The organism is Streptococcus sp. Marseille-Q5986, from assembly GCF_946902915.1.
Lineage (GTDB): Bacteria > Bacillota > Bacilli > Lactobacillales > Streptococcaceae > Streptococcus.
In genome coordinates, this window is sequence record NZ_CAMPPY010000007.1 from 30,887 (window position 1) to 56,628 (window position 25,742).

Annotated in this window: 21 protein-coding genes and 3 pseudogenes; 7 read left to right on the top strand and 17 right to left on the bottom strand. The window is 41.5% G+C overall.

Annotated features, from left to right (window positions below):
* Nucleotides 1-9 precede the first annotated feature (9 nt).
* The 8 genes and pseudogenes from OVN21_RS08705 to OVN21_RS08740 form a co-directional block, all read right to left on the bottom strand.
* A complete protein-coding gene (locus OVN21_RS08705) occupies nucleotides 10-738 on the bottom strand; it encodes a segregation/condensation protein A (RefSeq protein WP_267248103.1) in 729 nt (242 codons plus the stop codon).
* On the bottom strand, nucleotides 738-1,472 hold the full coding sequence (gene xerD, locus OVN21_RS08710; RefSeq protein ID WP_323744059.1) for a site-specific tyrosine recombinase XerD: 735 nt from the start codon (nucleotides 1,470-1,472) through the stop codon (nucleotides 738-740). Before xerD ends, OVN21_RS08705 begins: the two co-directional genes overlap by 1 nt.
* Complete coding sequence (cbpB, locus tag OVN21_RS08715; protein ID WP_267248105.1) at nucleotides 1,469-1,930, bottom strand: cyclic-di-AMP-binding protein CbpB; 462 nt, start codon at nucleotides 1,928-1,930, stop codon at nucleotides 1,469-1,471. Before cbpB ends, xerD begins: the two co-directional genes overlap by 4 nt.
* Nucleotides 1,927-2,448 (bottom strand): metallophosphoesterase, encoded by a 522-nt coding sequence (locus OVN21_RS08720; RefSeq protein ID WP_267248106.1) that lies wholly within the window; start codon nucleotides 2,446-2,448, stop codon nucleotides 1,927-1,929. The genes cbpB and OVN21_RS08720 overlap by 4 nt, the downstream gene beginning before the upstream one ends.
* The gene (locus OVN21_RS08725; RefSeq protein ID WP_416370420.1) at nucleotides 2,424-3,434 is read right to left on the bottom strand and encodes a nucleoside-triphosphate diphosphatase; all 1,011 of its coding nucleotides are present in this window, start codon (nucleotides 3,432-3,434) and stop codon (nucleotides 2,424-2,426) included. The genes OVN21_RS08720 and OVN21_RS08725 overlap by 25 nt, the downstream gene beginning before the upstream one ends.
* On the bottom strand, nucleotides 3,392-4,186 hold the full coding sequence (racE, locus tag OVN21_RS08730) for a glutamate racemase (protein WP_267248108.1): 795 nt from the start codon (nucleotides 4,184-4,186) through the stop codon (nucleotides 3,392-3,394). Before racE ends, OVN21_RS08725 begins: the two co-directional genes overlap by 43 nt.
* Before the next feature lie 198 nt (nucleotides 4,187-4,384).
* The gene (locus OVN21_RS08735) at nucleotides 4,385-4,633 is read right to left on the bottom strand and encodes a YneF family protein (RefSeq protein ID WP_000364987.1); all 249 of its coding nucleotides are present in this window, start codon (nucleotides 4,631-4,633) and stop codon (nucleotides 4,385-4,387) included.
* A gap of 144 nt (nucleotides 4,634-4,777) precedes the next feature.
* A pseudogene (locus tag OVN21_RS08740) lies at nucleotides 4,778-4,891 on the bottom strand (alpha,alpha-phosphotrehalase); the annotation flags it as partial.
* Between OVN21_RS08740 and OVN21_RS11195 the strand changes: the two are divergent.
* Nucleotides 4,881-5,119 (top strand): annotated as a pseudogene (locus OVN21_RS11195) (LPXTG cell wall anchor domain-containing protein); the annotation flags it as partial. The pseudogenes OVN21_RS08740 and OVN21_RS11195 overlap by 11 nt on opposite strands.
* 94 nt (nucleotides 5,120-5,213) lie before the next feature.
* Here OVN21_RS11195 and OVN21_RS08745 read toward each other — a convergent pair.
* Entirely contained in the window at nucleotides 5,214-6,686 is a 1,473-nt protein-coding gene (locus OVN21_RS08745; protein ID WP_267248109.1) for an LPXTG cell wall anchor domain-containing protein, read from the bottom strand.
* Between the two features lie 469 nt (nucleotides 6,687-7,155).
* Nucleotides 7,156-8,766: a glycoside hydrolase family 13 protein gene (locus OVN21_RS08750; RefSeq protein ID WP_267248110.1), complete on the bottom strand. Its 1,611-nt coding sequence runs from the start codon at nucleotides 8,764-8,766 to the stop codon at nucleotides 7,156-7,158.
* Nucleotides 8,767-8,918: 152 nt separating this feature from the next.
* Here OVN21_RS08750 and OVN21_RS08755 point away from each other — a divergent pair, with 152 nt between their 5' ends.
* Complete coding sequence (locus tag OVN21_RS08755; protein ID WP_267248111.1) at nucleotides 8,919-10,403, top strand: DUF1846 domain-containing protein; 1,485 nt, start codon at nucleotides 8,919-8,921, stop codon at nucleotides 10,401-10,403.
* A gap of 94 nt (nucleotides 10,404-10,497) precedes the next feature.
* A complete protein-coding gene (locus OVN21_RS08760) occupies nucleotides 10,498-10,980 on the top strand; it encodes an S-ribosylhomocysteine lyase (RefSeq protein ID WP_267248113.1) in 483 nt (160 codons plus the stop codon).
* Between the two features lie 61 nt (nucleotides 10,981-11,041).
* On the opposite strand, the gene OVN21_RS08765 is transcribed toward OVN21_RS08760, so the two are convergent.
* Together OVN21_RS08765 and pflB are read right to left on the bottom strand one after the other, a co-directional pair.
* The gene (locus OVN21_RS08765; protein ID WP_267248114.1) at nucleotides 11,042-13,147 is read right to left on the bottom strand and encodes an AAA family ATPase; all 2,106 of its coding nucleotides are present in this window, start codon (nucleotides 13,145-13,147) and stop codon (nucleotides 11,042-11,044) included.
* Nucleotides 13,148-13,539: 392 nt separating this feature from the next.
* Nucleotides 13,540-15,855 (bottom strand): formate C-acetyltransferase, encoded by a 2,316-nt coding sequence (pflB, locus tag OVN21_RS08770; RefSeq protein ID WP_267248115.1) that lies wholly within the window; start codon nucleotides 15,853-15,855, stop codon nucleotides 13,540-13,542.
* Between the two features lie 370 nt (nucleotides 15,856-16,225).
* On the opposite strand from pflB, the gene OVN21_RS08775 reads away from it, so the two are divergent.
* The gene (locus tag OVN21_RS08775; protein WP_267248116.1) at nucleotides 16,226-16,744 is read left to right on the top strand and encodes a hypothetical protein; all 519 of its coding nucleotides are present in this window, start codon (nucleotides 16,226-16,228) and stop codon (nucleotides 16,742-16,744) included.
* 18 nt (nucleotides 16,745-16,762) lie between these two features.
* On the top strand, nucleotides 16,763-17,824 hold the full coding sequence (gene dinB, locus OVN21_RS08780) for a DNA polymerase IV (RefSeq protein ID WP_267248117.1): 1,062 nt from the start codon (nucleotides 16,763-16,765) through the stop codon (nucleotides 17,822-17,824).
* Between the two features lie 33 nt (nucleotides 17,825-17,857).
* On the opposite strand, the gene OVN21_RS08785 is transcribed toward dinB, so the two are convergent.
* Both OVN21_RS08785 and OVN21_RS11090 read right to left on the bottom strand, forming a co-directional pair.
* Nucleotides 17,858-18,703 (bottom strand): undecaprenyl-diphosphate phosphatase, encoded by an 846-nt coding sequence (locus OVN21_RS08785; RefSeq protein ID WP_267248118.1) that lies wholly within the window; start codon nucleotides 18,701-18,703, stop codon nucleotides 17,858-17,860.
* Nucleotides 18,704-18,762: 59 nt separating this feature from the next.
* Nucleotides 18,763-20,664: pseudogene (locus OVN21_RS11090) on the bottom strand (DUF2207 family protein).
* A 101-nt stretch (nucleotides 20,665-20,765) separates the two neighbouring features.
* Here OVN21_RS11090 and OVN21_RS08805 point away from each other — a divergent pair.
* Nucleotides 20,766-22,331 carry an ABC transporter substrate-binding protein/permease gene (locus OVN21_RS08805; protein WP_267248123.1) on the top strand — a complete coding sequence of 522 codons (1,566 nt, stop codon included), beginning with the start codon at nucleotides 20,766-20,768 and terminating at the stop codon, nucleotides 22,329-22,331.
* Nucleotides 22,331-23,071, top strand: coding sequence for an amino acid ABC transporter ATP-binding protein (locus OVN21_RS08810; RefSeq protein ID WP_267248124.1), 741 nt, complete (start codon nucleotides 22,331-22,333; stop codon nucleotides 23,069-23,071). The genes OVN21_RS08805 and OVN21_RS08810 overlap by 1 nt, the downstream gene beginning before the upstream one ends.
* A gap of 92 nt (nucleotides 23,072-23,163) precedes the next feature.
* Here OVN21_RS08810 and OVN21_RS08815 read toward each other — a convergent pair whose 3' ends face one another.
* The 3 genes from OVN21_RS08815 to ilvA form a co-directional block, all read right to left on the bottom strand.
* The gene (locus tag OVN21_RS08815; RefSeq protein ID WP_267248125.1) at nucleotides 23,164-23,379 is read right to left on the bottom strand and encodes a hypothetical protein; all 216 of its coding nucleotides are present in this window, start codon (nucleotides 23,377-23,379) and stop codon (nucleotides 23,164-23,166) included.
* 105 nt (nucleotides 23,380-23,484) lie between these two features.
* Nucleotides 23,485-24,381 (bottom strand): SPFH domain-containing protein, encoded by an 897-nt coding sequence (locus OVN21_RS08820; protein ID WP_267248126.1) that lies wholly within the window; start codon nucleotides 24,379-24,381, stop codon nucleotides 23,485-23,487.
* 82 nt (nucleotides 24,382-24,463) lie between these two features.
* A complete protein-coding gene (ilvA, locus tag OVN21_RS08825) occupies nucleotides 24,464-25,714 on the bottom strand; it encodes a threonine ammonia-lyase IlvA (RefSeq protein ID WP_267248127.1) in 1,251 nt (416 codons plus the stop codon).
* Nucleotides 25,715-25,742: the final 28 nt, after the last annotated feature.

Here is a 25,742-nt window from a genome sequence, read left to right on the forward strand (position 1 = left end):
CTATCAAGTCTAGCTTTGTGCCACTTGACTTTCTTCCTTCTTTTCCATGAGATAGATATCTCCGAAACTCTCCTCTTGCAATAGGACCAGCTCCTGGGTTTTGATTAACTCTAGGGTTGCCAAAAAGAGGGTAATGACCTCTTGGATATTCTGGGCTTCCTTGAACAAATCCTGTAAGCGCAACTGCTCTCGTCCAGTCAAGGACTCTTTCACGATGACCATCATATCCTCAATCTTATACTCATCCCGCAGAATAGTCGTGTGATTTTGTGCAAACTCCTCTTTTTTCTTGGCTAGGATATTTGAAAAAGCCAGAAAGAGGTCAATGGTCGTCTTGTCATGCACAAGCTCCGCATCTTCGTAAATCAACTCTGTCGGTGCTTTGGAATAGTACTGAGCCCGTTCTTGGTGCTTAACTTCCAAGTGCTCCCCCAAGAGCTTGAACTTGCGGTATTCTTCGATTTGAGAGAGAAGATCCTGCTCCAGGTCATCCTCCAAGTCTGTCACTTCGGCCACCTTTGGAAGAAGCTTGCGACTCTTGAACAGCATCAGCTGGCTAGCCATAACCATATACTCGCCCGTCACTTCCAGACGCATGGCCTGCAGGGTTGAGATATAGGCTAGATATTGTTCGATGACTTCTGTGATAGGCACATCGTAGATATCCATCTGGTACTTAGAAACCAGATGCAAAAGCAAGTCCAGAGGCCCTTCAAAATCTTTTAATTTAATATCCATTATCTATATTTTTCTAAGGTCAGGACTGTTTTTAATCCTAATTTTTTTGCAATTTCGTACAAATCGACCTTGTTTTCTATTTGTCTTAGAATGAACTGTTCCCGCAAGGCTTGAGCGGATAAGATTGGGAAACCTTTCTCCTTGATAAAGGACTCCAGCTGACGGAAGGCCCACTGACGAGAATAAGCTTTCCCTGCCCTTTCAAAAAGATAGGTCTGCCCCATCAAGGGTTCTAGCTCTGAAAGCAAGGTTGTGGGAATAGTGACAATCCTCTGTTGGGAAGCCTTCTTGATTCGCAACACCTGAAAATCCAGATTGATGTCCGCAACCTTGAGAGCCAAAATCTCGCTTGGCAAGAGTCCCATTTCTAGGATTAAGAGCGCTAGCAAGCGTCCCTCTGGATAGTCACTTTCTTGCCAAAAAGAGTCTAGATTTAACAGTTCTGGTTTTTCAGTCTTCTTTTCAGCTTGCTTGGCTAATTCCAAACGATAAAAGCTATCTACCTCTCTTTTTCGATAGAGAAAGTAGAGAAATTGGTTACAGGCCGAAAGTTTTCGCTTCTGGGCGCTGATTTTTAGATTGGCTAGCTGGGCTTGGTAAATCTTGAGACTGGTCTCCGAAATCCGCTCACCCACAATGTCTAAAAATTGCTCTAGATCATACTTATAGGACATCCTGGAATTGGCAGACAAGCCCTGCTTTTCCTTTAAAAAGTCTGAAATCCTGTCTCTCATTTGCATCGAACCTCATAGTCCTTACTAAAGTCATGCAAGAGAGCATTGACAGCCTTGAGGATAGATTTGCGCGTGATGATTCCTTGAAAAATCCCTTCATCATCTACGACTGGCAAGAAGGGTTCATCCACCAGTTTATGGAGGACTTCAGTGATGTTATAGTCTGGAGCGACGACTGCCACATCTGTCTTGGTCATATGGACGATGTCTGTCTTTGCCATCTGCTCATCCGTCAAACCTTGCTCCATTTGATAAGCCAAAATGTCTCTCAGACCAATGGTTCCGACAAAGCGTTTGTCAAAGGTCACAACAGGGATACGGGTATAGGTAATTTGACTCAACACCAAAATTGCATGGTCAGCGTTATGGGTATCAATCAAGGCTGCTAGATTCTCAGCAGGGGTAAGAAAAGTCTCTTCCTGCTCCAATAAAAATGCTTCAAATTCCTTGGCAATCATCGAGTAAACTCCTTGGACAAGCCTGGATAAACCTCATGATCACGTGTCAAAAAGTCTACTTTGAAATAGCTGTCATCAATCTCCACACGGGCATAGAGGCATTCTCTGATGGTTCCTCGTGGCTGGCTGATGGAGCCTGGATTTAAAAAGAGTGTTTTTCCTTCCATCCAAGCATTTGGCACATGCAAGTGACCATAGAGGCAGATATCGGCATCTTCTTCCTGAGCCCAGTAGTCCAACTTTTGAAAGTTGAAATTGATATCCAACAAGTGTCCATGGGTCTGGATGATCTTGGTAGGACCAAGTTGAGTTACCAAACGTTCTGGGTAACCAGCATAAAAGTCCATGTTGCCTTTAACGACATGGATACCCTCCCAGATCGTAGAGTCTGGACGGAGTTCTGAGTCACCATCGTGAAAAATGGCGTCAACTTTGCCCACATAGCGATCACGGATTTCTTCCACAATCAAGCTATCGCCATGAGAATCGCTCATTACAATGATGGTTTGCTTTGCCATGATGGAAATACCTCCAAAAGTTTCTTAACGGCTAAGGCACGGTGAGATTGGCTATTTTTTTCTTCCAGGGTTAATTCAGCTGCTGACTTTCCTGTCTCTCCCACAAGGAAAAGCGGATCGTAGCCAAAACCATTTTCACCCTTGGGTTCAAAGTTGATATAACCTGACCAGTCAGCTTCAACCACCAAGCTTTCCTTGTTTGGACTAGCTACAACTAGGGTTGTGTGGAACTGGGCTGAACGGTCCTTGAGTTCAAAGACCATGGCCAATTCGTGCAAGAGTTTGGCATTGTTTTCTCGGTCAGTTGCTCCCACACCTGCAAAACGGGCTGACCAAACACCTGGCAAGCCACCGAGGGCATCGACTTTGAGACCTGAGTCATCTGCTAGCACCATCTTTCCTGTTAACTGTGAAATGGTTTCTGCCTTGAGGCGGGCATTTTCTTCAAAGGTCATGCCTGTTTCAGCTACTTCAGGCAAATCAGGGTAGTCATTGAGATTTTCCACATCGTAGCCTAATTTGTCAAAGATAGCTCGGAATTCCTTGGTCTTGCCCTCGTTGCGAGTCGCAATCAACAAGCTTTCTCTGACCTTGTTCGTTTCAAAGAAGGCTTGAACATCGACCCCTTCTTTAGGTAGTTCGACATGCAAAAGCTGTCCATTTTCAACCAATAGCAGAGCCCCCTGACGTTGGATGACTTCTAGATTGCGGCCTGCTTCAGCATTTAAAATCTCAACGATAAAGGAGAGCAGACGAAACTTAGAAGACCAGCGCATCACTGTTATTGTAATCGGAAAGCCATTTTCTTCGTCACGAAAAATCCGCGCCAAATCCATAAAATCAAGCTCGAGAGGATCTTTGATAAGGCTATAGATGCCTCCATAGACATCCCAGACACCGATATACCAGTCTTGGTCATCCTTGTATTCATAAATTTTATTTGTCATAATTCTACATGCTCCACATGAATCTCTTTTTCCAACCATTCTGCTCCAATCTGGGCAAAACTTTGGCTATTGGCTGTTGTGTAAAAACGATGTTGAAGAGGTCCCGCATCTCGGCTATGATTGATTTCAAAATAGTTGAGCAAAACCGAGATATCCCGTACACACTCTGCCCCACTATCGATGAGCTGAACCTTAGGCCCCATGACATTTTGGATGATAGGGCGAAGGAGTGGGTAATGAGTACAACCCAAAATCAGGCTATCCACCTTTCCAACCAAGGGACGCAGGGTTTCATAGACCACTTTCTTGGTGACACTGGTCGACAGGGCTCCAGACTCCACCAAGGGGGCAAACTTGGGACAGGCCAAACTTTCCACCTGTAAATCCGGATCCAAATCATGGATTTTCTGACGGTAGATGTCTGATTGTACCGTCATGGGTGTTCCAATCACTCCGATTTTCCCACCTTGACTGGACTTGATAGCTGCCGAAGCTCCTGGCAAAATCACACCTAGGACAGGAATATCTAGTTGGGCCTTGATTTCTTCCCAGACGACCGCAGTCGCAGTATTACAAGCAATGACAATCATCTTGACATCCTTGGTCAAGAGAAAGTTGACCAGCTGCCAAGTATATTCACGAATTTGCTCAGCAGGACGGGGACCATAGGGCGCCCGTGCCGAATCTCCAATATAGACGATTTTTTCATGGGGAAGTTGGCGCATGAGCTCACGAACAACGGTCAAGCCCCCGACGCCCGAATCCAAAAAACCAATTGGTCGATTATCCATACAGTCTTCTTTCTAGTCTTTTTCTGATTGATAGTTCATTATAATTATTGATCCGTATGAACTGAATGACATCCTAATTAACAACTATCTCTCTTAATCATAATCAAATATCAATAGAATGCAAGGAAAAAGTCTCATCCCTAAACCATAACCAACATAGTGAGAAGTCTGGAACTTTCATCCCAGACTTTTCCTTATCTATTTTTTCTTTTTATTGTTAGCAAGGGCTGCTTTTTGTTGGCGGATGATTTGGTGGTAAACTTGTTGTACCTTGGCTTCGCTTGGTTTTTGGCCATTTGCACTCAAGAGAGCACGAACTGCCTCAGCGTTCAAACGTGGATTGTCAGCGAATTCTTTTTCGATTTGCTTACGAACCAAGTACATTCCTCCAAGAGCTCCTCCTAGAAAAGCTAGCACAATCAATACAATTGCTAAAAGTAAATCCATTCTTTTTCTCCTGTTTCTTTTTGAGTCTTCTATATTATACCATAAAGTGACTTTCCTGACTAGTTTGTTTTACGCTTTCAAGAAGGGCAATAGGCGACAAAAAAGGAGCCCTGCTTTTCTGAGAAAAAGAGCTCCTTGCTGCGTTTAATTTACATAAATAGCCAGTGTTTGATAGGGCTTGAGTAGAATTTTTTCTGATACTTCTACATCTTCATAGTTTGAAATCAGAATTTGTCCATTCTGATAAGCTGCTGGAACAACCTCTAACACAGAGAAAAAACAACTACTTCAGATGCAGAAACCTGGATACATGAGGCTGAACAGCTTTCAGCTAGTCCTCGTCTTGCGAAAGTTGAAAATCATTCTCCTAAAGAACAGCTTCCAGCAACAGGAGGAGCGTTCAACCCACTCCTCTTCTTAGCAGACCTCAGCCTAGCCCTTACAGCCACTTTTATGGTAAAAGGGAGAAGGGAGGACTCCAACTAACTTTTAATCACACAAAAACAGGATGAAAATCATCTTCATCCTGTTTGATTTTACTTAAAGCCCTGATAGACTGGACAAATGGTAGAAAAGTGCTCTAATTTTTACGTTTAACAAATGGAAGAGCACCTAGGAATAATCCTAAAAAGCCTAATGAAGCAAGTGCGACATTGTCCTTAGCGCCAGTGCTTGGAAGTTCTTGTTTACCTGTTTTTGCACCTGGAGCTTGATAAGTCTTATCTCGGTCAGTTCCTGCGAAAACTGGAGGATCAACTCTTGGAGGGTTTACGCCTGGAGGGTTTACGCCTGGAGGGTTTACGCCTGGAGGGTTTACGCCTGGAGGGTTTACGCCTGGAGGGTTTGCTCCCGGATTTGAAGAATCATTATGGTCAGGAACCTCATGCACTGGAGGCAGGTTGTTCATCAATGTCTCAAGTGCTTTCTCTAAATCTGCTAAGCGAGCTTTCAAACCTTCAAGGTAGTAATCTTCAGCTCCATTCTCTTCACCAGATTTAATCTGTTCTTTAATTTCCTCAATTTCTTTTAAGATTTTTTTAATCTCAGGGTTATGTGCACCAAATTCAGGAACCTCATGCACTGGAGGCAGGTTGTTCATCAATGTCTCAAGTGCTTTCTCTAAATCTGCTAAGCGAGCTTTCAAACCTTCAAGGTAGTAAGCTTCAGTTCCATTCTCTTCACCAGATTTAATCTGTTCTTTAATTTCCTCAATTTCTTTTAAGATTTTTTTAATCTCAGGGTTATGTGCACCAAATTCAGGAACCTCATGCACTGGAGGCAGGTTGTTCATCAATGTCTCAAGTGCTTTCTCTAAATCTGCTAAGCGAGCTTTCAAACCTTCAAGGTAGTAAGCTTCAGTTCCATTCTCCTCACCAGATTTAATCTCTTCTTTAATTTCCTCAATTTCTTTTAAGAGTTTTTCCTTCTCAGACTTAGGAGTATTTTGTTCTTTTGTTAGTTTGTCTAGTCGGATACGAGCTTTTTCTGCTTTTTGTTTAGCTTCTTCTGCTTGTCGTTTAGCTGCTTCTAGTTTTTTAGTAAGTTTTGGTGCTTCTTCTGCTTTTTTCTTAGTTGCAGCCAAAGCATCTGGCTCAGGAATTACCATTGCTCGAACTTCATCAAATTTAGCTTTTGCCTTTTTTTCTTGTTTCTTAGCTTCTTCTATCTTCTCATCTGCTAGTTTTCTTGCGGCTTGGTCTTTAGCTTGTCCATAGTCTCGATACGCTAGTTGAAGTGTTTTCGCTGCCTCATTCAACTCTTTAGACGCTGCTTTTTCTCGCGCGCCTTTCTCCTCAGTTTGCTTCTGACCATCTTCATACCTTTTCTGAGCAGCTGTTGCCTCATCTAAAGCTTTTTGAGCCTCTTCTACTGCTTTGTTCGCATCCTCAACCTGTTTCTTCGCTGCATCATAGTTTTTCTCAGCTTCAGCTTTAGACTGACTAGCTACGGGAGCCTCATCTGCTCTAACCACAGCAGGCTGAGAAGTAACAAAACCAGCTCCTAATATTGCTGCACTAGCTAGGCTAGTTACTATCACTTTTTTTCTATCCATTTGGATCACCTTTTTTCTTTTTATTAACATCATGTATCATAGATGCTATGAATATTATACCCCCCCCCCCCTAAATTTTTGTCAAGTATTTTTAACGATATTTTACATTATTTTTTAATGAAAATTCTATCAATGAAGTTAGCCACCCAGCCTTCCTAAAAGTGAGCTATTTCAACTAACTTATCCTTATTCCAGGATTTCATTTGATAAGAGTCTTGAAACTGTTAGACTGGCGAGTCAAGGCCAAGAGTAACCTTAGTCAGAACAGAAACAAACACTATCAGCCATTAACAATGGCTCATTTGCAGCTTATTACCCTATAAGGAAAACTCTTAGGAAGAGCAATATCATACTGGTTTAAAGATTTTTTACTTTCTCTAGTTTTAAAAAAAGATTGAAGAAAATTGCCCAAAACGGACTTTTTCTTCAATCTGAATCTCAAACTCAAAAAACTTGAGGTTTTCTCATTTTAGTCAGTCATTTCTACACAGAAAGCATCCCATGGAGCCAAGATTTGTTTTTCAAAGACTTCTTGAGCCACAGTGTTTTCAATCAAGACTGATTTGACATTTCCTTCTACTACAAAGACTTGCTCTTCATTGGACAAGTTAGCCACAACTAAGAAACGACGGTTGCCATCTTTACGGATATAGGCAAAGACCTTGTCAGCCGTATCAAGCAACTCAAAGTCAGCTCGAATCAGCCAGCTGTTCTCCTTACGGATTTGAACCAACTTCTGATAAGTATAGAAAATAGAATCTGGATTTGCCAGTGCTTCTTGAACGTTGATTTCTTCGTAGTTTGGATTGACTGCCAACCACGGTTGACCTGTTGAGAAACCAGCATTTTGGCTCCCATCCCATTGCATCGGGGTACGGGCATTGTCACGTCCAATGACACGGATGCTGTCCATGATTTCTTCCAGCGAAACACCTTTTTCAAGAGCCTCACGCGCATAGTTGAGGGATTCAATATCTTCTACTTGGTCCAGTGTTTCAAACGGATAGTTGGTCATCCCAATCTCCTCACCCTGGTAGATATAAGGGGTCCCTCTCATGAGATGGAGCAAGATTGCAAAGGCTTTGGCAGATTTCTCACGATATTCTTGGTCGTTTCCCCAGATTGAGACGATACGAGGGAGGTCATGATTGTTCCAGAAGAGGGAATTCCAACCGTCCTCAACTCCTAATTCTGTCTGCCATTTATTGAAAATCTCTTTCAACTTAGCGATATTCAGCTCTTTTTGGTAGTGCCATTTAGGTTGACCTTTCTGATACTGAAGACAGATGTGCTCAAACTGGAAGACCATAGACAATTCTTGTCCCTTTGGATCCGAGTAGAGCTTGGCAATCTCGGGCGTAGCTCCCCAAGTCTCCCCTACTGTCAGGAGATTCTTATCTCCAAAGGTGGCTTGGTTCATCTCCTTGAGATAGGGATGGAGCATGGGACCATTATTGACTACCTTCTCGTCAGGAATTTTCCCAATCATGTCAATGACATCCATGCGAAAACCACCGATACCTTTATCAATCCAGAAGTTCATCATCTCATAGATTTTCTGGCGCAGTTTTTCATTCTCCCAGTTGAGATCCGGCTGTTTCTTGCTGAAAAAGTGGAGATAGTATTGGCCTGACTTTTCATCGTATTCCCAAGCAGATCCGCTAAAGATAGAATCTAGGTCATTGGGTTCATCCCGCCAGATATAGTAGTCTCGCTCGGGACTGCCGGGATTTTCACAGGCCTCGACAAACCAAGCATGCTCATCTGAGGTATGATTGACCACCAAGTCCATGATGATACGAATATCACGCTTCTTGGCTTCTGCGATCAGTTGGTCCATGTCCTCCATGGTTCCGAAAATAGCTGCAATGGCTTGATAATCGGCAATATCGTAGCCATTATCATCCATGGGGCTGTCATAAACAGGAGAAAGCCAAATCGCTGTGATTCCTAACTTGGCTAGATAGTCCAACTTACTGGTAATACCTGGCAAATCGCCAATTCCATCTCCATTACTATCCATAAAACTCTTGGGATAAACTTGATAGACTACGGCATTGTGCCACCATTTTTCTTGCATCTTCTTACCTCATTATTTTCATAATCTATAGTCTATAATAGCGCTTTTCGGAATTATGTGCAAGCGTTTGCTTAATCTTTTTAATTTCTTTTTTAGCTCCGTAGTTTTCTAACTTCCAATTTTTTATTATAATAGCAGTCAGAGGTAAAAATATGAAAAAACAAGCTTTTAGTTCTGAACAATATTTGAATCTACAGCGCGACCACATCTTGGAGCGAATTAACCAATTTGACGGCAAGCTCTATTTGGAGTTTGGCGGCAAAATGTTAGAAGATTTCCACGCTGCTCGTGTACTTCCTGGTTATGAGCCTGACAACAAAATCAAACTCTTGCAAGAATTGAAAGAGCAGGTTGAAGTTGTGATTGCCATTAACGCTAGCAACATCGAACACTCTAAAGCACGTGGTGACCTAGGTATTTCTTATGACCAAGAAGTTCTTCGCTTGATTGACAAATTCAATGAGCTGGGAATTTTTGTTGGTTCCGTTGTCATCACACAGTACGCTGGTCAAGCGGCTGCAGATGCCTTCCGCAACCAACTTGAGAAAAACGGGATTGATTCTTATCTTCATTATCCAATCAAAGGATATCCAACAGATATGGATCACATCATTTCCCCAGAAGGCATGGGGAAAAACGACTACATCAAAACCAGTCGCAACTTAATTGTCGTAACCGCTCCTGGACCTGGTTCTGGAAAATTGGCCACTTGTATGTCAAACATGTACCACGACCAACTCAATGGTATCAAGTCTGGTTACGCTAAGTTTGAAACCTTCCCCGTTTGGAACCTTCCCCTTCATCATCCGGTCAACTTGGCCTACGAGGCTGCAACCGCAGACCTTGATGATGTCAACATGATTGACCCCTTCCATCTCCAAACCTACGGAGAAACCACTGTCAACTACAACCGTGATATCGAAATCTTCCCAGTGCTAAAACGTATGTTAGAACGTATCCTCGGGGAATCTCCATACGCTTCTCCGACAGACATGGGGGTCAATATGGTTGGTTTTGCTATTACTGATGACAAGGCTGCTATCGAAGCCTCTAAACAAGAAATCATCCGTCGTTACTATCAAACAGTTCTTGATTTTAAAGCTGAAAAAGTTGGCGAAGCTGCTGTCAAGAAAATTGAGTTGCTCATGAACGACCTCGGTATCACACCTGCAGACCGTAAGGTTGCTGTTGTTGCACGTCAAAAAGCAGAAGAAACTGGCGGACCAGCCCTAGCCCTTGAATTGCCAAGTGGGGAAATCGTGACTGGTAAGAACTCAGAACTCTTTGGCCCTACAGCCGCTGCTCTTATCAACGCCATCAAGAAATCAGCTGACATTGCTGAAGAAGTAAAACTAATCGAGCCTGAACTTGTCAAGCCAATCCAAGGTCTTAAAATCGATCATCTCGGTAGCCGCAATCCACGCCTCCACTCAAATGAAATCCTGATTGCACTTGCCATCACAGCTACAGAAAATCCTGATGCTGCGCGTGCTATGGAAGAGCTTGGCAACCTCAAAGGAAGCGAAGCCCACTCAACCATCATCTTGACAGATGAAGACAAGAATGTCCTTCGCAAATTGGGTATCAATGTAACCTTTGACCCTTACTACCAATACGACCGCTTGTATCGCAAGTAACTATTTGAACCTCTCCATCCTCGGAGAGGTTTTCTCTCTGTCTCAACAGTGCCCTTTATGTTATAATGAAAGAAGAAAACTGAAAGGATTTACCATGTCAAAAGAAGTTATTGTTGAAAGTTTTGAACTTGACCACACTATTGTTAAAGCACCCTATGTTCGCTTGATTGGGGAAGAAACAGGGCCAAAGGGAGACATCATCTCCAACTTTGATATTCGCTTGGTACAGCCAAATGAGGACTCTATCCCTACCGCTGGACTTCACACTATTGAGCACCTCTTAGCCAAACTCATCCGTACCCGCATTGACGGCATGATTGACTGTTCGCCATTTGGTTGCCGTACAGGCTTCCACATGATTATGTGGGGACGCCATACCAGCGCTGAAATTGCAGCTGTTATCAAGGATTCGCTCAAGGAAATCGCTGAAACCACTACTTGGGAAGATGTCCCTGGAACAACCATCGAATCTTGCGGAAACTACAAGGACCACAGCCTCTTTTCTGCTAAAGAATGGGCGAAACTCATCCTGAAACAAGGGATTTCAGACGATGCCTTTGAACGCCATGTGATTTAAACACAAAAAAGGAACCAGTTTTTTTCAGCTGGTTCCTTCTTTTTATTCTCAAAATCTTGAGTTAGGCTTTTTCACGAATGACCAAAACGCCATCTTCCATATCTGCTTCCAAATGTTTGGCATCTAGATGATCCAAGTGGAAGTCTGTCACCTTATCACGAATTTCTTGTTCAACCACGCGACGGAGAGGGCGAACACCCATGACTTCGTCATAACCTTCTTCTGTGATATAGTCCTTAGCTGCTTGACTGACTACCAAATCAATGTCTTTCTTAGCCAAGGTTTGGTTGACTTCAGCCAACATCAAATCCACAATCTTAGAAAGGTCTTCCTTATTCAAGTGTGAGAACTCGATAACTGCGTTAAAGCGGTTAAGGAACTCTGGACGGAAGAATGGTTTCAAACGATCCATTAATTCTGGTTTATCTGCATCTTCCGTCAAGTTGGCTTCATAGCCAAATCCAGCATTTGATGTCGCGATAATGACAGTATTTTTAAAGTTAACGGTATTTCCTTGACCATCTGTCAAACGACCATCATCCAAGACTTGGAGGAGAAGGGTGATTACTTGAGGATCAGCCTTTTCAATTTCGTCCAAGAGAATGATAGAGTATGGATTGCGACGAACACGTTCTGTCAAGGTATTGCTATTGTCATCATAGCCCACATAACCTGCTGTTGTACCGATTAGCTTAGATACGGCTGTGCGGTCACTGTATTCAGACATATCCAAACGGATAATCGCATCCTTGGTTCCAAACATATCGAGCGCCAATTGCTTAGCAAGCTCCGTCTTACCAACCCCAGTTGGTCCTACAAAGAGGAAGCTGCCGATTGGGCGATTGCCTTCATCAAAACCAGCACGGTTACGACGGATGGCACGAGCCACAGCTTCAACTGCCTTGTCTTGGCCAATCACCTTGTCTTGCAAGCGATGAGCCATATCTTTCAATCGTTCGATGTCTGACGCTCCCATTTGTGATACTGGAATACCCATCATTCGTTCTACAGATTCAGCCACATCGTTGACACTTGCAGTCACCTTCATATCTTCTGTGTGGTTTTCGATTTTCTTTTCTAATTCTGCAATGCGTGTTTTATAGTTTAGAGCTGCTTCAAAATCTTCTGCTTCAACTGCTTTTTCTTGCTTGTCTTTTTCTGCCTCAATTTCACGTTCAACAGCATGCACATCTGTTACAGGATGTTGAGCTGCCAAGTGAGCTGCCGTAACATCAACAAGGTCGATAGCCTTATCTGGCAAACTACGTTGAGGAATATACTGAACAGAATAATCCACTGCTGCTTTCAAAACTTCGTCTGGCAAGATGACATTGTGGTGTTGTTGATAAAGGTCACGAATTCCTTGAAGAATTTTAAAGGTATCCTCTGCTGAAGGAGCATTGACCTTAACTTCGTTGAAACGGCGAGCAAGTGCTGCATTCTTCAAGATGGTGTTACGGTATTCGTCTTGAGTCGTTGCCCCAATAACCGTCAACTCACCACGAGAGAGAGCTGGTTTGAGAATATCTGCAAGACCTTTAGAACCACTATCGCCTCCGATTGAGCCAGCGCCGAGAATTTGATGAATTTCATCAAAGAAGAGGATAATACTCCCTGCTTCTTTCACTTCGTTGACTAGGTTTTGAACATTTTTTTCAAAGCTACCACGGTATTGAGTACCGGCCTCGAGACCTGAGATATCAATGGAAATAATTTCCTTGTTCTTAATGGCAGCTGGAACATCTCCGTTCACAATAGCTTGTGCTAGACCTTCGACAACGGCTGTCTTACCAACACCTGCATCTCCGACAAGTACAGGATTGTTCTTGGTACGACGTGAAAGGATTTCAGATGTTTCTTGAATTTCCTTGTTTCGTCCGATAACAGGATCCAACTTGCCCTCACGAGCTTCTGCGGTCAAGTTACGACCTAGTTTAGCAAGGATACCGTCTTGTTTCATACCTGAAACCTGTTGTTGCATTTGCGCATCAGATTCTGTATTTCCTGGCAATTGACCAGTTGCACGATAATGGGCAAATTCCTCAGGTGTCACTTCTCGTCCATTAATCAAGTAGCGACGGTTTTCAGAACTATATCCTCGCATACCACCCATCAATTGGTTAAATAAATCATCCATGTTGTTAAAGTTATTAAAGTTGTTGTTCATATTCTTTACCTCTTTTGTTAATTATTTACGATCTCTGATATTGACTATCTTTGACCTTTGTGTTAAAAATTTTAGACTAGCTACCTTGCTACCCTAAGAATAATTCCTGATTTTTCTTTTTTAAATAAGCCTTTTATCATTTTCTTTTCAAACTCTGTTAGATTTAACATAGTCCTCACCCCTTTCTAGGCTATCTATTATACATTTTCAAGAAATAGATTTATTGAAAATGAGGTTTTCTAAGGAAGTCATTTTCCTTATGTTTCTACTATACCACTTTGGTCAGTAAAAGTCAATAAGTTTCTGACCAAATTTGACTATTTTTTAAAAAGTTTTTAAAACACAAGAAAACCAGTTAGATCAACTGGCTTTCTTTCTATTCTAGTTGAATATTAGCTCAAGGCGTCATCCATTGAGAGAACCTCGTGGAAGACACGTTGTGTCAATTCAGTTTTTTGTTCTGGAGTGAGGTATTTAGTGTTTACACAGTATCCAGAGATACGTACGATAACGTCTTCACCTGACATGATCTTTTCGTAAACATCGTTCAAGTCCATAACGTTCAAGTTAACGTGTTGTCCACCGTTTTCAAAGTAACCATCAAGGATTGTTACCAAGTTATCAACTTGTTCGTCACGAGTCTTACCAAGAGCGCGAGGTGAAACTTGTGTAGTCAATGAGATACCGTCAGCTGCGTAACTAAAGTCAAGGCTAGAAAGTGAGTTCAAGTTTTGCAACCATCCGCCTTTAGCTTTGTTAGATGGGTTAGCACCTGGTGAGAAAAATTCAAGTTTAGACAAGTTCACAGACCCATCTTCGTTGAGATATACACCTTTGTGGACTGGTGAGTTACCAGTTTGTTTAGAGTAAGCAACGTTAGATGTGATGGTCAAAAGTGATACTGTAGCTTCTGCGTTCTTGTAGAGTTTGTGGCTACGTAGACGAGTAGTGTAAGCTTCGATCAACCATTCTGCCAATTCGTTTGAACGTGGGTCATCTTCACCCCAACGTGGGTATTCACCGATTGTTTCGTAATCGTAGATGTAGCCATTTTCATCACGGATTGGTTTAACTGTAGCGTACTTGATAGCTGACAATGTATCAACAGTGTTGGCAAATCCACAGATACCGAATCCCATGTTGGCACGTTGTTTAGTTGGCAAGAAGGCCATTTGAACAGCTTCGTAGTTGTACTTATCAGTCATGTAGTGAATGATGTTCAAAGCATCTACGTAAGTGTCAGTCAACCAGTCAAGAGATTTTTCAAAGTTCGCTTTAACTGATTCGAATTCAAGAACTTCGTCACGGATTGGTTCGATGTCAAATACTTTGTAGTCTTTGTGAACATCGTCGTAACCACCGTTCAAACCAGTAAGAAGGGCTTTCAATACGTTTACACGAGCACCGAAGTACTGGATGTTATGGCGTTGTTCTTCATTTTCTGGGTCAAGTGGAGATACACAGCATGAGATACAGCTCATTTCACCATATCCGTCTTTAGCCATTGTTGTTACACCTTCGTATTGGATAGAAGAGTGTTTGTGGCTCATATGCATACAGTAGCGACGGAAGTTGTATGGCAATTTATCAGTCCAAAGAACTGTCAAGTTTGGTTCTGGAGAGTTACCGATGTTGTCAAGAGTGTTCAAGAAACGGTAGTCCATCTTAGTAACACGGTGACGACCGTCGTTACCCATACCTGCCATAGAAGTTGTGATAAAGGTTGGGTCACCTGAGTACAATTGGTCATAAGCTTTAGTACGAGCAAATTTAACTGTACGAAGTTTCATAACGAAATCATCAACGAATTCTTGGATTTCTGATTCAGTAAATGTACCACGAGCAAGGTCACGTTCTGCAAAGATGTCCAATACGATTGGCACACGTCCTAGAGATGTAGCAGCACCGTTGATAACACGGCAGACAGACATGAAAGCGATGTTAACCCATTGGATTGCTTCTTTAACGTTCATCGCTGGTTTGCGAACGTCAACTCCGTAAAGGTCACCCAAGCGAACAACTTGTTGCAATGCTTGGTATTGAAGGTTGATTTCTTCACGAAGACGGATTGTTTCTTCATCGATTTCTTCGATTGCATTCCAGTCGTTTACTTTTTCTTGCATCAAGTAGTCTGCACCGTAAAGAGCAAGACGTGCGTAAACACCGATGATACGTCCGCGTGAGTAGGCATCTGGAAGACCAGTTACAGTGTGTGCGTGACGAGCGCGACGAATGTTTGAAGTGTAGGCACGGAAGATACCGTCGTTAACTGTTGTTACATATTTAGTGAAGATTTCGTGAACAGCTGAGTCTGGTTCGTATCCATTTTCTTTCAAAGTAGTTTCAGCCATACGGATACCACCTTTTGGCATGAAATTCAATTTGAAGAGTTCATCGTTTTGGATACCGAAGATCACTTCGTTTTCTTTGTCAATAAATCCAGCAGGAATATCAGCAATAGATGTTGGACGAGTGTCCATTGGGAAACGAGTTTCTTCGTAGTGTGCTTTTGTTTCTTCTACGATTTTTTTGATGTGAAGCGATCGTTCTGTTGGGCCAGCAAGGAAGCTTTCGTCTCCATCGTAAGGTGTGTAGTTAGCTTGAACGAAGCGAGAAATACTTGCTTTTTCTTTCCAATCTACGCCTTTGAAGCCTTCCCAAGCTTTATCAAAAATATCTTGCGCTTCAACAATTGTCTTAACAACCATGTTAATGTCCTCATTTTCTTTCTAGTAACAACTATCTGTTACATTCATAAATCAAGTATACCACATGGTAACCGATTTCAACAAGGAGAAAACAGCCTTTTTAGCGCTTTCTTTTATAATACAGTTTGACAAATAGGGTTATCTGTGTTATAATTTTGAAAAGTTAAATGAAAACAGGAAAAGAGTCTAATAAACTTAGATAGTTTATAAAGTTAAGGGGGACTTATCATGAAAAAAAAGTAAAAATATTACGGACTTTGATTTTCTGCGGTTAGCCTTGTATACTACTGCTGCCTTTTTATTTGAATTATTACTGGTGACCGTGGAAGGATTTTGGGGGATTTCACTTTATCATGCAACAAGGTTTCAGATGATTGCTCACTGGATAGTGACTAGTTTGGGCTGGTTTAGTTTCGGTTTCGGTATTATTGCTCTGACTAAAAAACAAACTGGCTTTGACCTTTTGAAAACGGAGAAAAAAACTGTGTCTGTTTGGCAATGGTTGGCGATTGTCTTGAGTTTTATCCTTATTACACTTGTCCAATACTGGGATTGGAAGGGTTTCAAAATTTTGATTGAATTGCAGCATTTCGGTTGGTTGAAGTTTCTATTTCAATATATCTATTATGCTGCTGATAGTTTCCTGATTTCTATGGTACTGGTTTTCGGACAAAAAGCTTTTGAGACTTGGTTTAAAAATTATAAAGTTTCCTATGGCGGTATTCTCTTAGGTTTGACATGGGGCTTGATGCATGTCTTGTCAAAGGGAAGTGTCTTGACAGGAATATTAACTTGTTTGGCTGGTTTTCTATTCGGCAGTGTTTATCTCCTAGTGAATAAAGATTACAAGAAGACTCTCGTCATTGTGACTTGCTTATTTATGCTTTAAAAGATTCTAGGAGACGGCATGTTAATTTTTCCGCTTATCAATGACACATCGCGAAAAATCCTCCATATCGATATGGATGCCTTTTTTGCTGCGGTGGAAATCAGAGATAATCCTAAGTTAAGGGGCAAACCTGTCATCATTGGGAATGACCCCAGACAAACAGGTGGGCGGGGAGTCGTTTCTACCTGTAGCTATGAGGCACGAGCTTTTGGTGTTCATTCAGCCATGAGTTCTAAAGAAGCTTATGAGCGCTGTCCCCAAGCTGTTTTCATTTCAGGAAATTATGAAAAATACAAGAGTGTAGGACTTGAGATTCGAGCTATTTTTAAACGCTACACTGATTTGATCGAACCTATGAGTATTGACGAGGCTTACTTGGATGTGACGGAAAATAAACTCGGTATCAAGTCAGCCGTCAAAATAGCCCGCCTCATCCAACAAGATATCTGGCAGGAGCTACACCTGACTGCTTCTGCAGGCGTCTCTTATAACAAATTCCTAGCTAAAATGGCTAGTGACTATCAAAAACCACATGGTTTGACAGTTATCCTCCCAGATCAGGCTGAGGATTTTCTCAAACAAATGGACATTGCTAAATTTCACGGCGTGGGCAAAAAAACAGTTGAACGGCTTCATGAAATGGGCATTTATACTGGTGAAGACTTATTGGACGTTTCTGAAGTCACTTTAATCGATCGGTTTGGCAGACTCGGTTTTGATCTTTATCGAAAGGCTAGAGGCATTCATAATTCACCGGTCAAGGCCAATCGTATTCGCAAGTCCATTGGCAAAGAAAAAACCTACGGAAAAATCTTGCAAGTAGAAGAAGACATCAAAAAAGAGCTGACTCTTCTCTCAGAAAAAGTAGCTCACAATCTCAGCACGCAGGAAAAAGCTGGAAAAATCATTATCCTCAAAATACGATATGCTGACTTCTCTACTCTAACTAGACGAAAAAGCCTCCCACAAGCAACACAGGACGCTAGTCAGATTTCTCAAACTGCCCTTCAACTCTACGAAGAACTAGCTGAAAAAGAAAAAGGCATTCGTTTGCTAGGAGTCACAGCAACAGGATTTTAAAAAGCTTGAAGGAAGATTCTCTCAAGCTTTTTCTTATACAAATAAACGCACAAAACTATAGAGCAACAAGACACTACCGAGTACGATACGGTATTTACCAAAGAGTGTAAAGTCGTGCTTCTTCACATATCCGGTCAAGAAGCGAATAGCAACCATGCTGACCGCGAAGGCTACTCCCATAGCAACCAAAAGCAGGAATAGTTGTCCAAAACTCAAAAGTTGACCTGCTTTTATAAATTTGAAAATCTTTAAAGCACTAGCCCCAAACATAACAGGAATTCCGAGGTAGAAGGTAAACTCTGTTACGACAGAGCGACTCGTTCCATTTAACAAACCACCGACAATCGTCGCACCTGAGCGGCTCGTTCCTGGGAAGAGGGCGAGGACTTGGAAGAGTCCGATATAGAGAGCTGTCTTGTAGGGAAGCTTTTCAAGTTCTGTAACTGTTGGTTCAATAGCTTGCGCCTTATTTCTTTTTTCAAGATAGATAAAGGCAACCCCATAGATAATCAACATAATAGCAACTGATACCATATTGTGAAAATGAGTGTCAAACCAATCATCCAACTTAAAGACTAGCAATAAAGGCAAGGTCGCAACGAGGACTTTTGACCACAATTGCCAAGTTCGACGGACTTCGACCTCATTTTTACCAGGTTTGAAGGGATTGAGCTTGTTAAAGTAAATCACCATAACCGCTAAGATAGCACCGAGCTGAATGACAACATTAAACATGGACATGAAGGCTTCATTTTGGTCCTTGTATTGTACAAATTCTTCAACCAAAATCAAGTGACCCGTACTTGAAATGGGCAACCATTCCGTAATTCCTTCAACAATCCCAAAAAAGATTGACTTCAAAATTTCAATAAGATACATGTATTACTCCTTTTTCTGTCCTCTATTATAGCATAATTTCAGATTCTGCGATAGATTTTTTAGAAGGCACCAATGCTACTACCACCTCCGCCTCCTGAGAATCCTCCACCTGAAGAACCACTTCCAGAAGATACAGGGTAGTTGCTTGCTGTATTTGCGACCGCTGCATAGTATTTCATCTGTCCAGTATAGGTATGGAGCTGTGTATACCAGCCATAGGCAATGTAACTATCTAAGTCTGGATTCTCAAGATGAATTTGCCGAACTTTCATTAACTGACTGACCTTTTTGGCATAACCAAAAAGAGTTGCATATACCAGAAGGCGATTCCAAAGGACGATACTTTCCAACTCAGCCTTGCCTAGACGGGCGATATTGCGAAGCATGTTTTTAAAACTCTTCCAGTGATAGTAAACCTCTGCCCCTTCATCTGTCAAAACACCATTATCGTAATACCCATATGTTACAGCATAAATTAGCACTAAAATAATGGAAGCAAGTAATCCCAAAAAGAGGAGGTGGAACGAAACAAAACCATACGTGTTCCAACTACAGTAGAAGAATAGCCAGCTCCCTACGGCTGAACCAATTAATCCAATCCACATAGCCAGAGATAGTTTCTTCTCACCCGTACTCAAAGGACGGTAATAATTTGGAATACGCAACACATGCACCTTGTCTTTGACGCGCTTTTCAATGTTAGAGATGCGCCTATCAAACGAACGTTTCAGCTGCTTCCCTATCTCCTGAACCTGCTTTGCATCCTTTTTAGAAACTCCACGATGAATACTTGATGAAACCTGATAATCTGAAAACAGATCCGAAATTACCAACTCTTTCTTATCTGAAAAGCAAAGTATCAGATATTCCTTCTCAAAATTTACCAATCCACTTTCATTTATGATTTTAAGAATTGGCTTTTTTTCCTCTTTCTTAATAGCCCTTAATAGCCAAATGCCCTCTATCTACCAGATCCAGCAAAGTAGCCTGAATGACTCGTTCAAATGTAAAACGACCAAGTCCTTTTACTCCCGGTTTCATTTCGCCCAGTGATAAGGAGTATACACTCTCTGCTAAAACCATTGGCGACCAATCCATAGGTGGCTCATAGAGACGATGGTTCTTAGCAAATTTCTTCTTGGGACTAATTTCTTTTTTGAAACGTTTATAAAAGATTAAACCGATAAACAGAAAAACCGTCAAAACAATTGGAATAAGCCACATCATCACAATCTTGTCCGAAGCTTTTTCACTTGCTATTTCAAGCTCAACTCTTTTAAACCAAATGAGGTTATCAGATACCAAGTCTTGATCCGGAGCTTCTGCAAAAGCACTTCTCGACCAATAAGCATGTAGTTCCACCTGACGATTTCTCGGAAGACCTTTCATCTTGACCTGGTAGAAATCATTTACCTTTTTGACACTAGCTTCCTTAAAGAGTTTTCCTGTATGGAAATAGAGTTTCTCCGCTAGATTTTCAGAGCTGACCTTGAACTCAAACTCTTTAATATCTCCTGAACTATCTGTCAAGGGTTGCCAATTTAACTCCGCTATATCCTTGTATAAGAAGAGAAGATTTGATAGTTTCCAGGTAACCGTCACCCGAACAGTATTTCCAGCATTGTAAATTTTTACCTTGTATAAAAGGAAACATTTTGAATAATTTGCCCATTTTTAGACACTTGAACGGTCGGGTCGGGATCAATGTCAAATCCTTCTGGCATTTTCCCAGCTTTTCCTAGTCCAACTAGCTGGCCATTATAATCATCTCCAAAACGGTAGGTGATTGTTTCCTTAAAAATCGCAGTATTATCTGCATGAATATTCAAATCTCCCCGATAGGATAAGATATCAAAGTCTACTGCAAAAACTAAGCTCGGCATAAATAATAAACAAGCAAATACCAAAGTCACCAGCCATCTTTTTTTCACAATTGATTCCCTTTCAAATCTTTTCACCATTATATCATTTTTTATAAGTAAAGGCTTACTTGTATTGAAAATCTCACCATTTTTAGATACAATAGAGAGAAGTCATTTTTAGACTAGAAATAGGAGAAAACATGAAAAAATTATGCTTATCTATCCTTGCCAGCCTAGCCCTTATCTTAGGACTAGTTAGCCAAGTCCAAGCCGACGAATATTTACGCATCGGGATGGAGGCTGCTTACGCTCCCTTCAACTGGACCCAAGACGACGATGGTAACGGCGCCGTCAAAATCGACGGTACCAACCAATATGCCAACGGCTACGATGTTCAAATTGCTAAAAAGATTGCCAAAGACCTTGGTAAGGAACCTTTGGTTGTGAAAACCAAATGGGAAGGACTTGTTCCAGCCCTTACTTCTGGCAAAATCGATATAATCATTGCCGGTATGAGCCCAACCGCTGAACGCAAACAAGAAATTGCTTTTTCAAGCAGTTACTACACTAGCGAGCCAGTTCTATTGGTCAAAAAGGACTCTGCCTATTCGAATGCCAAATCTTTAGAGGACTTTAGTGGAGCAAAAATCACTTCTCAACAAGGTGTTTACCTTTATGATTTGATTTCCCAAATCCCTGGTGTCAAGAAAGAAACTGCCATGGGAGACTTCGCCCAATTGCGCCAAGCTCTTGAGGCTGGTGTTATTGATGCCTATGTTTCGGAACGCCCTGAAGCTCTAACTGCTGAAGCCGCAAACTCTAAGTTCAAGATGGTCCAAGTAGAACCTGGTTTCAAAACTGGAGAAGAAGATACAGCTATCGCCATTGGACTTCGTAAAGATGACGGCCGTATCAGCCAAATCAATGCGAGTATTGAAACCATCTCCAAAGATGAACAAGTTGCACTGATGGATCGTATGATTCAGGAGCAACCTGCCCAAGCCACAACAACTGAAGAAAGTAGCAGTAATTTCTTCAACCAAGTTGCTAAAATTCTTTCTGAAAACTGGCAACAGCTCTTGCGTGGTGCTGGTATCACACTCTTAATCTCAATCATCGGAACTATCGTAGGTCTCATTATCGGTCTCGCCATTGGTGTCTTCCGTACTGCTCCTCTCTCGGAAAATAAAGCCATTTACAGTCTACAAAAACTAGTCGGTTGGATTCTCAATGTCTATATTGAAATCTTCCGTGGTACACCGATGATTGTTCAATCCATGGTTATCTACTATGGAACTGCTCAAGCTTTCGGGATCAACCTTGACCGGACACTTGCAGCCATTTTCATCGTCTCAATCAATACGGGTGCCTACATGACAGAAATCGTTCGTGGTGGTATTCTAGCAGTTGACAAGGGACAGTTTGAAGCTGCAACCGCTCTTGGTATGACCCACAATCAAACCATGCGTAAGATTATCCTTCCTCAGGTTGTCCGTAATATTCTACCTGCCACTGGTAATGAATTTGTCATCAATATCAAAGATACTTCTGTATTGAACGTTATTTCAGTTGTCGAGCTTTATTTCTCAGGAAATACTGTAGCGACGCAAACCTATCAATACTTCCAGACCTTTACCATCATCGCCGTAATTTACTTTGTCCTCACCTTCACTGTGACCCGTATCCTACGTTTTATCGAACGTTATATGGACATGGACACTTACACTACAGGTGCTAACCAAATGCAAACGGGGGATTTGAAATAATGACACAACCAATCCTTAAAATCAAACACCTAAAAAAATCCTATGGACAAAACGAAGTGCTAAAAGACATTTCTCTCACCGTCCATAAAGGAGAGGTTATTTCCATCATCGGAAGCTCGGGAAGCGGAAAATCAACCTTCCTTCGTTCAATCAACTTACTCGAAACACCTACAGGAGGAGAGATTCTCTATCGCGGAGAAAATGTCCTAGAAAAAGGCTATAACCTCACCCATTATCGTGAAAAGCTCGGTATGGTTTTCCAATCTTTCAATCTCTTTGAAAATCTGAATGTCCTCGAAAATACCATCGTAGCCCAAACGACAGTACTCAAACGTGGCCACTCTGAAGCTGAAAAAATTGCCAAAGAGAATCTTGAAAAAGTTGGTATGGGAGAACGCTACTGGCAAGCCAAGCCGAAGCAACTTTCAGGTGGACAAAAGCAACGTGTAGCTATCGCTCGGGCACTCTCCATGAATCCTGACGCCATTCTCTTTGATGAACCTACATCTGCCCTTGACCCCGAAATGGTCGGAGAAGTCCTCAAAATTATGCAGGACCTAGCTCAAGAAGGCTTGACCATGATTGTTGTAACCCACGAAATGGAATTTGCTCGCGACGTCTCCCACCGTGTCATCTTCATGGACAAGGGAATCATTGCAGAAGAAGGTAAACCTGAAGAACTCTTTACAAATCCCAAAGAAGAGCGGACAAAAGAATTCCTTCAGCGTTATCTCAATTAATAAATAAAGACTGCATTTTGTATGCAGTCTTTTTCGTTTGTAATTATAAAGAAAAGGCAGACTCGATTCAGGAATCTGCCTGTAACCACAGTTCAATCTTCAAATTTTTCATGATTTTTTTCATAGAAATCGATTAAACTAAGAGCTGTTTCAAATGAAATATTTTTAACTTTTGCGCGTCCTTGTGCTAGAGCAATGATAGACATTTCACGCGCATCCGTTTCTTTAGAGATACGGTAACCTGTGATCTTCTTATCACGAACCCAGCTAACAACTGCTTCTACCTTTTCAAAGTTTGACTTAACCATATTCTTCTCCTGAATTATTCTTTACAATTCTTAATTGTATACGTTTTTATTCCATCTGTCAATAAAAAACATATATTCGTCACAATTATATTATTCTGCATATTTTTATTTAGCTTTTAAAGCCGATAATATATGAGTTCTTATATCCTCAACTCCATTAGGATTTGCTGGTAGGAAGATTGTATTATTACCTTCTTTTTCTGCAAAATTATTCAATGTATCTAAATACTGGTTCGTTAATAGGATAGACATGATTTGTTCTTCAGTCAGCTCAACATTAGCTCCCTTTAACTCTTTGATAGAATCAGCCAGCCCGTCAACAATCGCTTTACGCTGCTCTGCAATCCCTACACCATGTAGGCGATCTTTTTCTGCTTCTGCTTCTGCTGCGGTCACGATCTTAATCTTATCTGCTTCAGCAAGTTCTTGCGCTGCAACTCTCTTACGTTGGGCCGCGTTAATTTCATTCATTGATTGTTTTACTTCAGCATCAGGTTCAACCTTAGTAATCAGCGTTTTGACAATGATATACCCATATGTAGACATTTCTTCCGCCACTTGTTTTTGAACTTCTAAGGCGATTTCATCCTTCTTCTCAAACAACTCATCTAGGGTTAGCTTTGGTACAGATGAACGCAAAGCATCTTCAATATAGGATTTGATTTGGGCTTCTGGACGCATCAATTTATAATAGGCATCTGTGACATTGTTTTCATTCACTCGATACTGAGTTGCCACATTCATCGTTACAAATACATTATCCTGAGTCTTTGTCTCTACAACGATTTCACTCTGCAACAAGCGTAGTTGTACTCTTGCCGCAATTCTATCAATCCCAAAGGGAGCCCGCAAATGAATACCACTATTGCTCAACTTTTGGTATTTACCAAAGCGTTCTATAATAGCGACAGATTGTTGTCGTACCACATACACAGAACTAATCGTAATCACTGATGCAATCACCACTAAAATCAATACAAGAAGTAAAATTTGTAAAACCATGGGAATCTCCCCCTTTCATCATCCTCATTATAACACAATCGTTATCATTACGCAAATAATATGATAAGAATTTTATTTTAGTTTAAACTAACATGTTATACAATGTTTCGTTTCCATTCAAATTAATATAAGACGGGTCAAATTTTTCCATTCTACGGATCAAACCTGCATAATCATGCTTATCTGCCAAAGTGATCCCAATTAATACTGGGCCTGTTCCCTTGCTAGCTCGTTTGATATACTCAAATCGTGTGATATCATCATTTGGCCCCAAGATATCATTTACAAACTCACGCAAAGCCCCCGGACGCTGTGGAAAATTGACCACAAAGTAATGCTTGATCCCATCATAAATCAAGGCACGCTCTTCCATTTCTGGCATACGGTTGATATCATTATTTCCTCCAGAAATGATACAACAAATGGTTTTCCCCTTGATATATTCAGCTAAAACTTCTAAAGAAGCAATACTAGCCGCTCCAGCAGGTTCTGCAACAATCCCTTGTTTAGAGTAGAGGTCAATCAAGGTTTCAGAAATCAATCCCTCGTCCACCCCAATCAGCGTTTCAACATTCTGACGGGTCGCTTCATAGGTTAATTGTCCAACCTTCTGCACAGCTATCCCATCAGCAAACTTATCAATCTCTTTGAGTTTAACTGGTCTCCCAGCTTCAAAGGCAGCTTTCATAGAGCGAGCACCATTAGCTTCTACCCCGATCACTTCAATAGTCGGGTTAGTTTCCTTAATATATGTAGAAACACCGGCAATCAATCCGCCACCACCTACTGGTACAAGTACGGTATCAAAATCAATAGACTCTTTACGGGCTTCTTCAAGAATCTCATAGGCGACAGTTCCTTGACCAGCCTGAACATGCGCATCATCAAAAGGATCAATAAAGGTACGATTTTCAGAGACTGTAAATTCTTGAGCTGCTTTGGCTGAGGCATCAAAGGTATCTCCAACTAGTTTAATGGTTACGAAATCCCCACCAAAAAAGCGAACCTGCCCAATCTTTTGTTGCGGTGTTGTGATGGGCATGAAAATAGTAGCAGGAATTTTCATTTCATTACAAGTATAGGCAACTCCCTGCGCATGATTTCCCGCAGAGGCACAGACTACACCACGCTCACGTTCTTTCTTGCTGAGCTGATAAATGGCATAATAGGCTCCGCGAATCTTAAAGGAACGAACACGTTGGGCATTTTCCTTTTTCAAATAAATCTTAGCACCATACTTCTCCGATAAATAATGATCATAATCAAGCGGAGTATTGACTACTACACCACTCAATACTTTGTGGGCTTTCACCACGTCTTTTGCACTTAGCATTGTCCCCTCCTCAAATACTGTTTAAGAT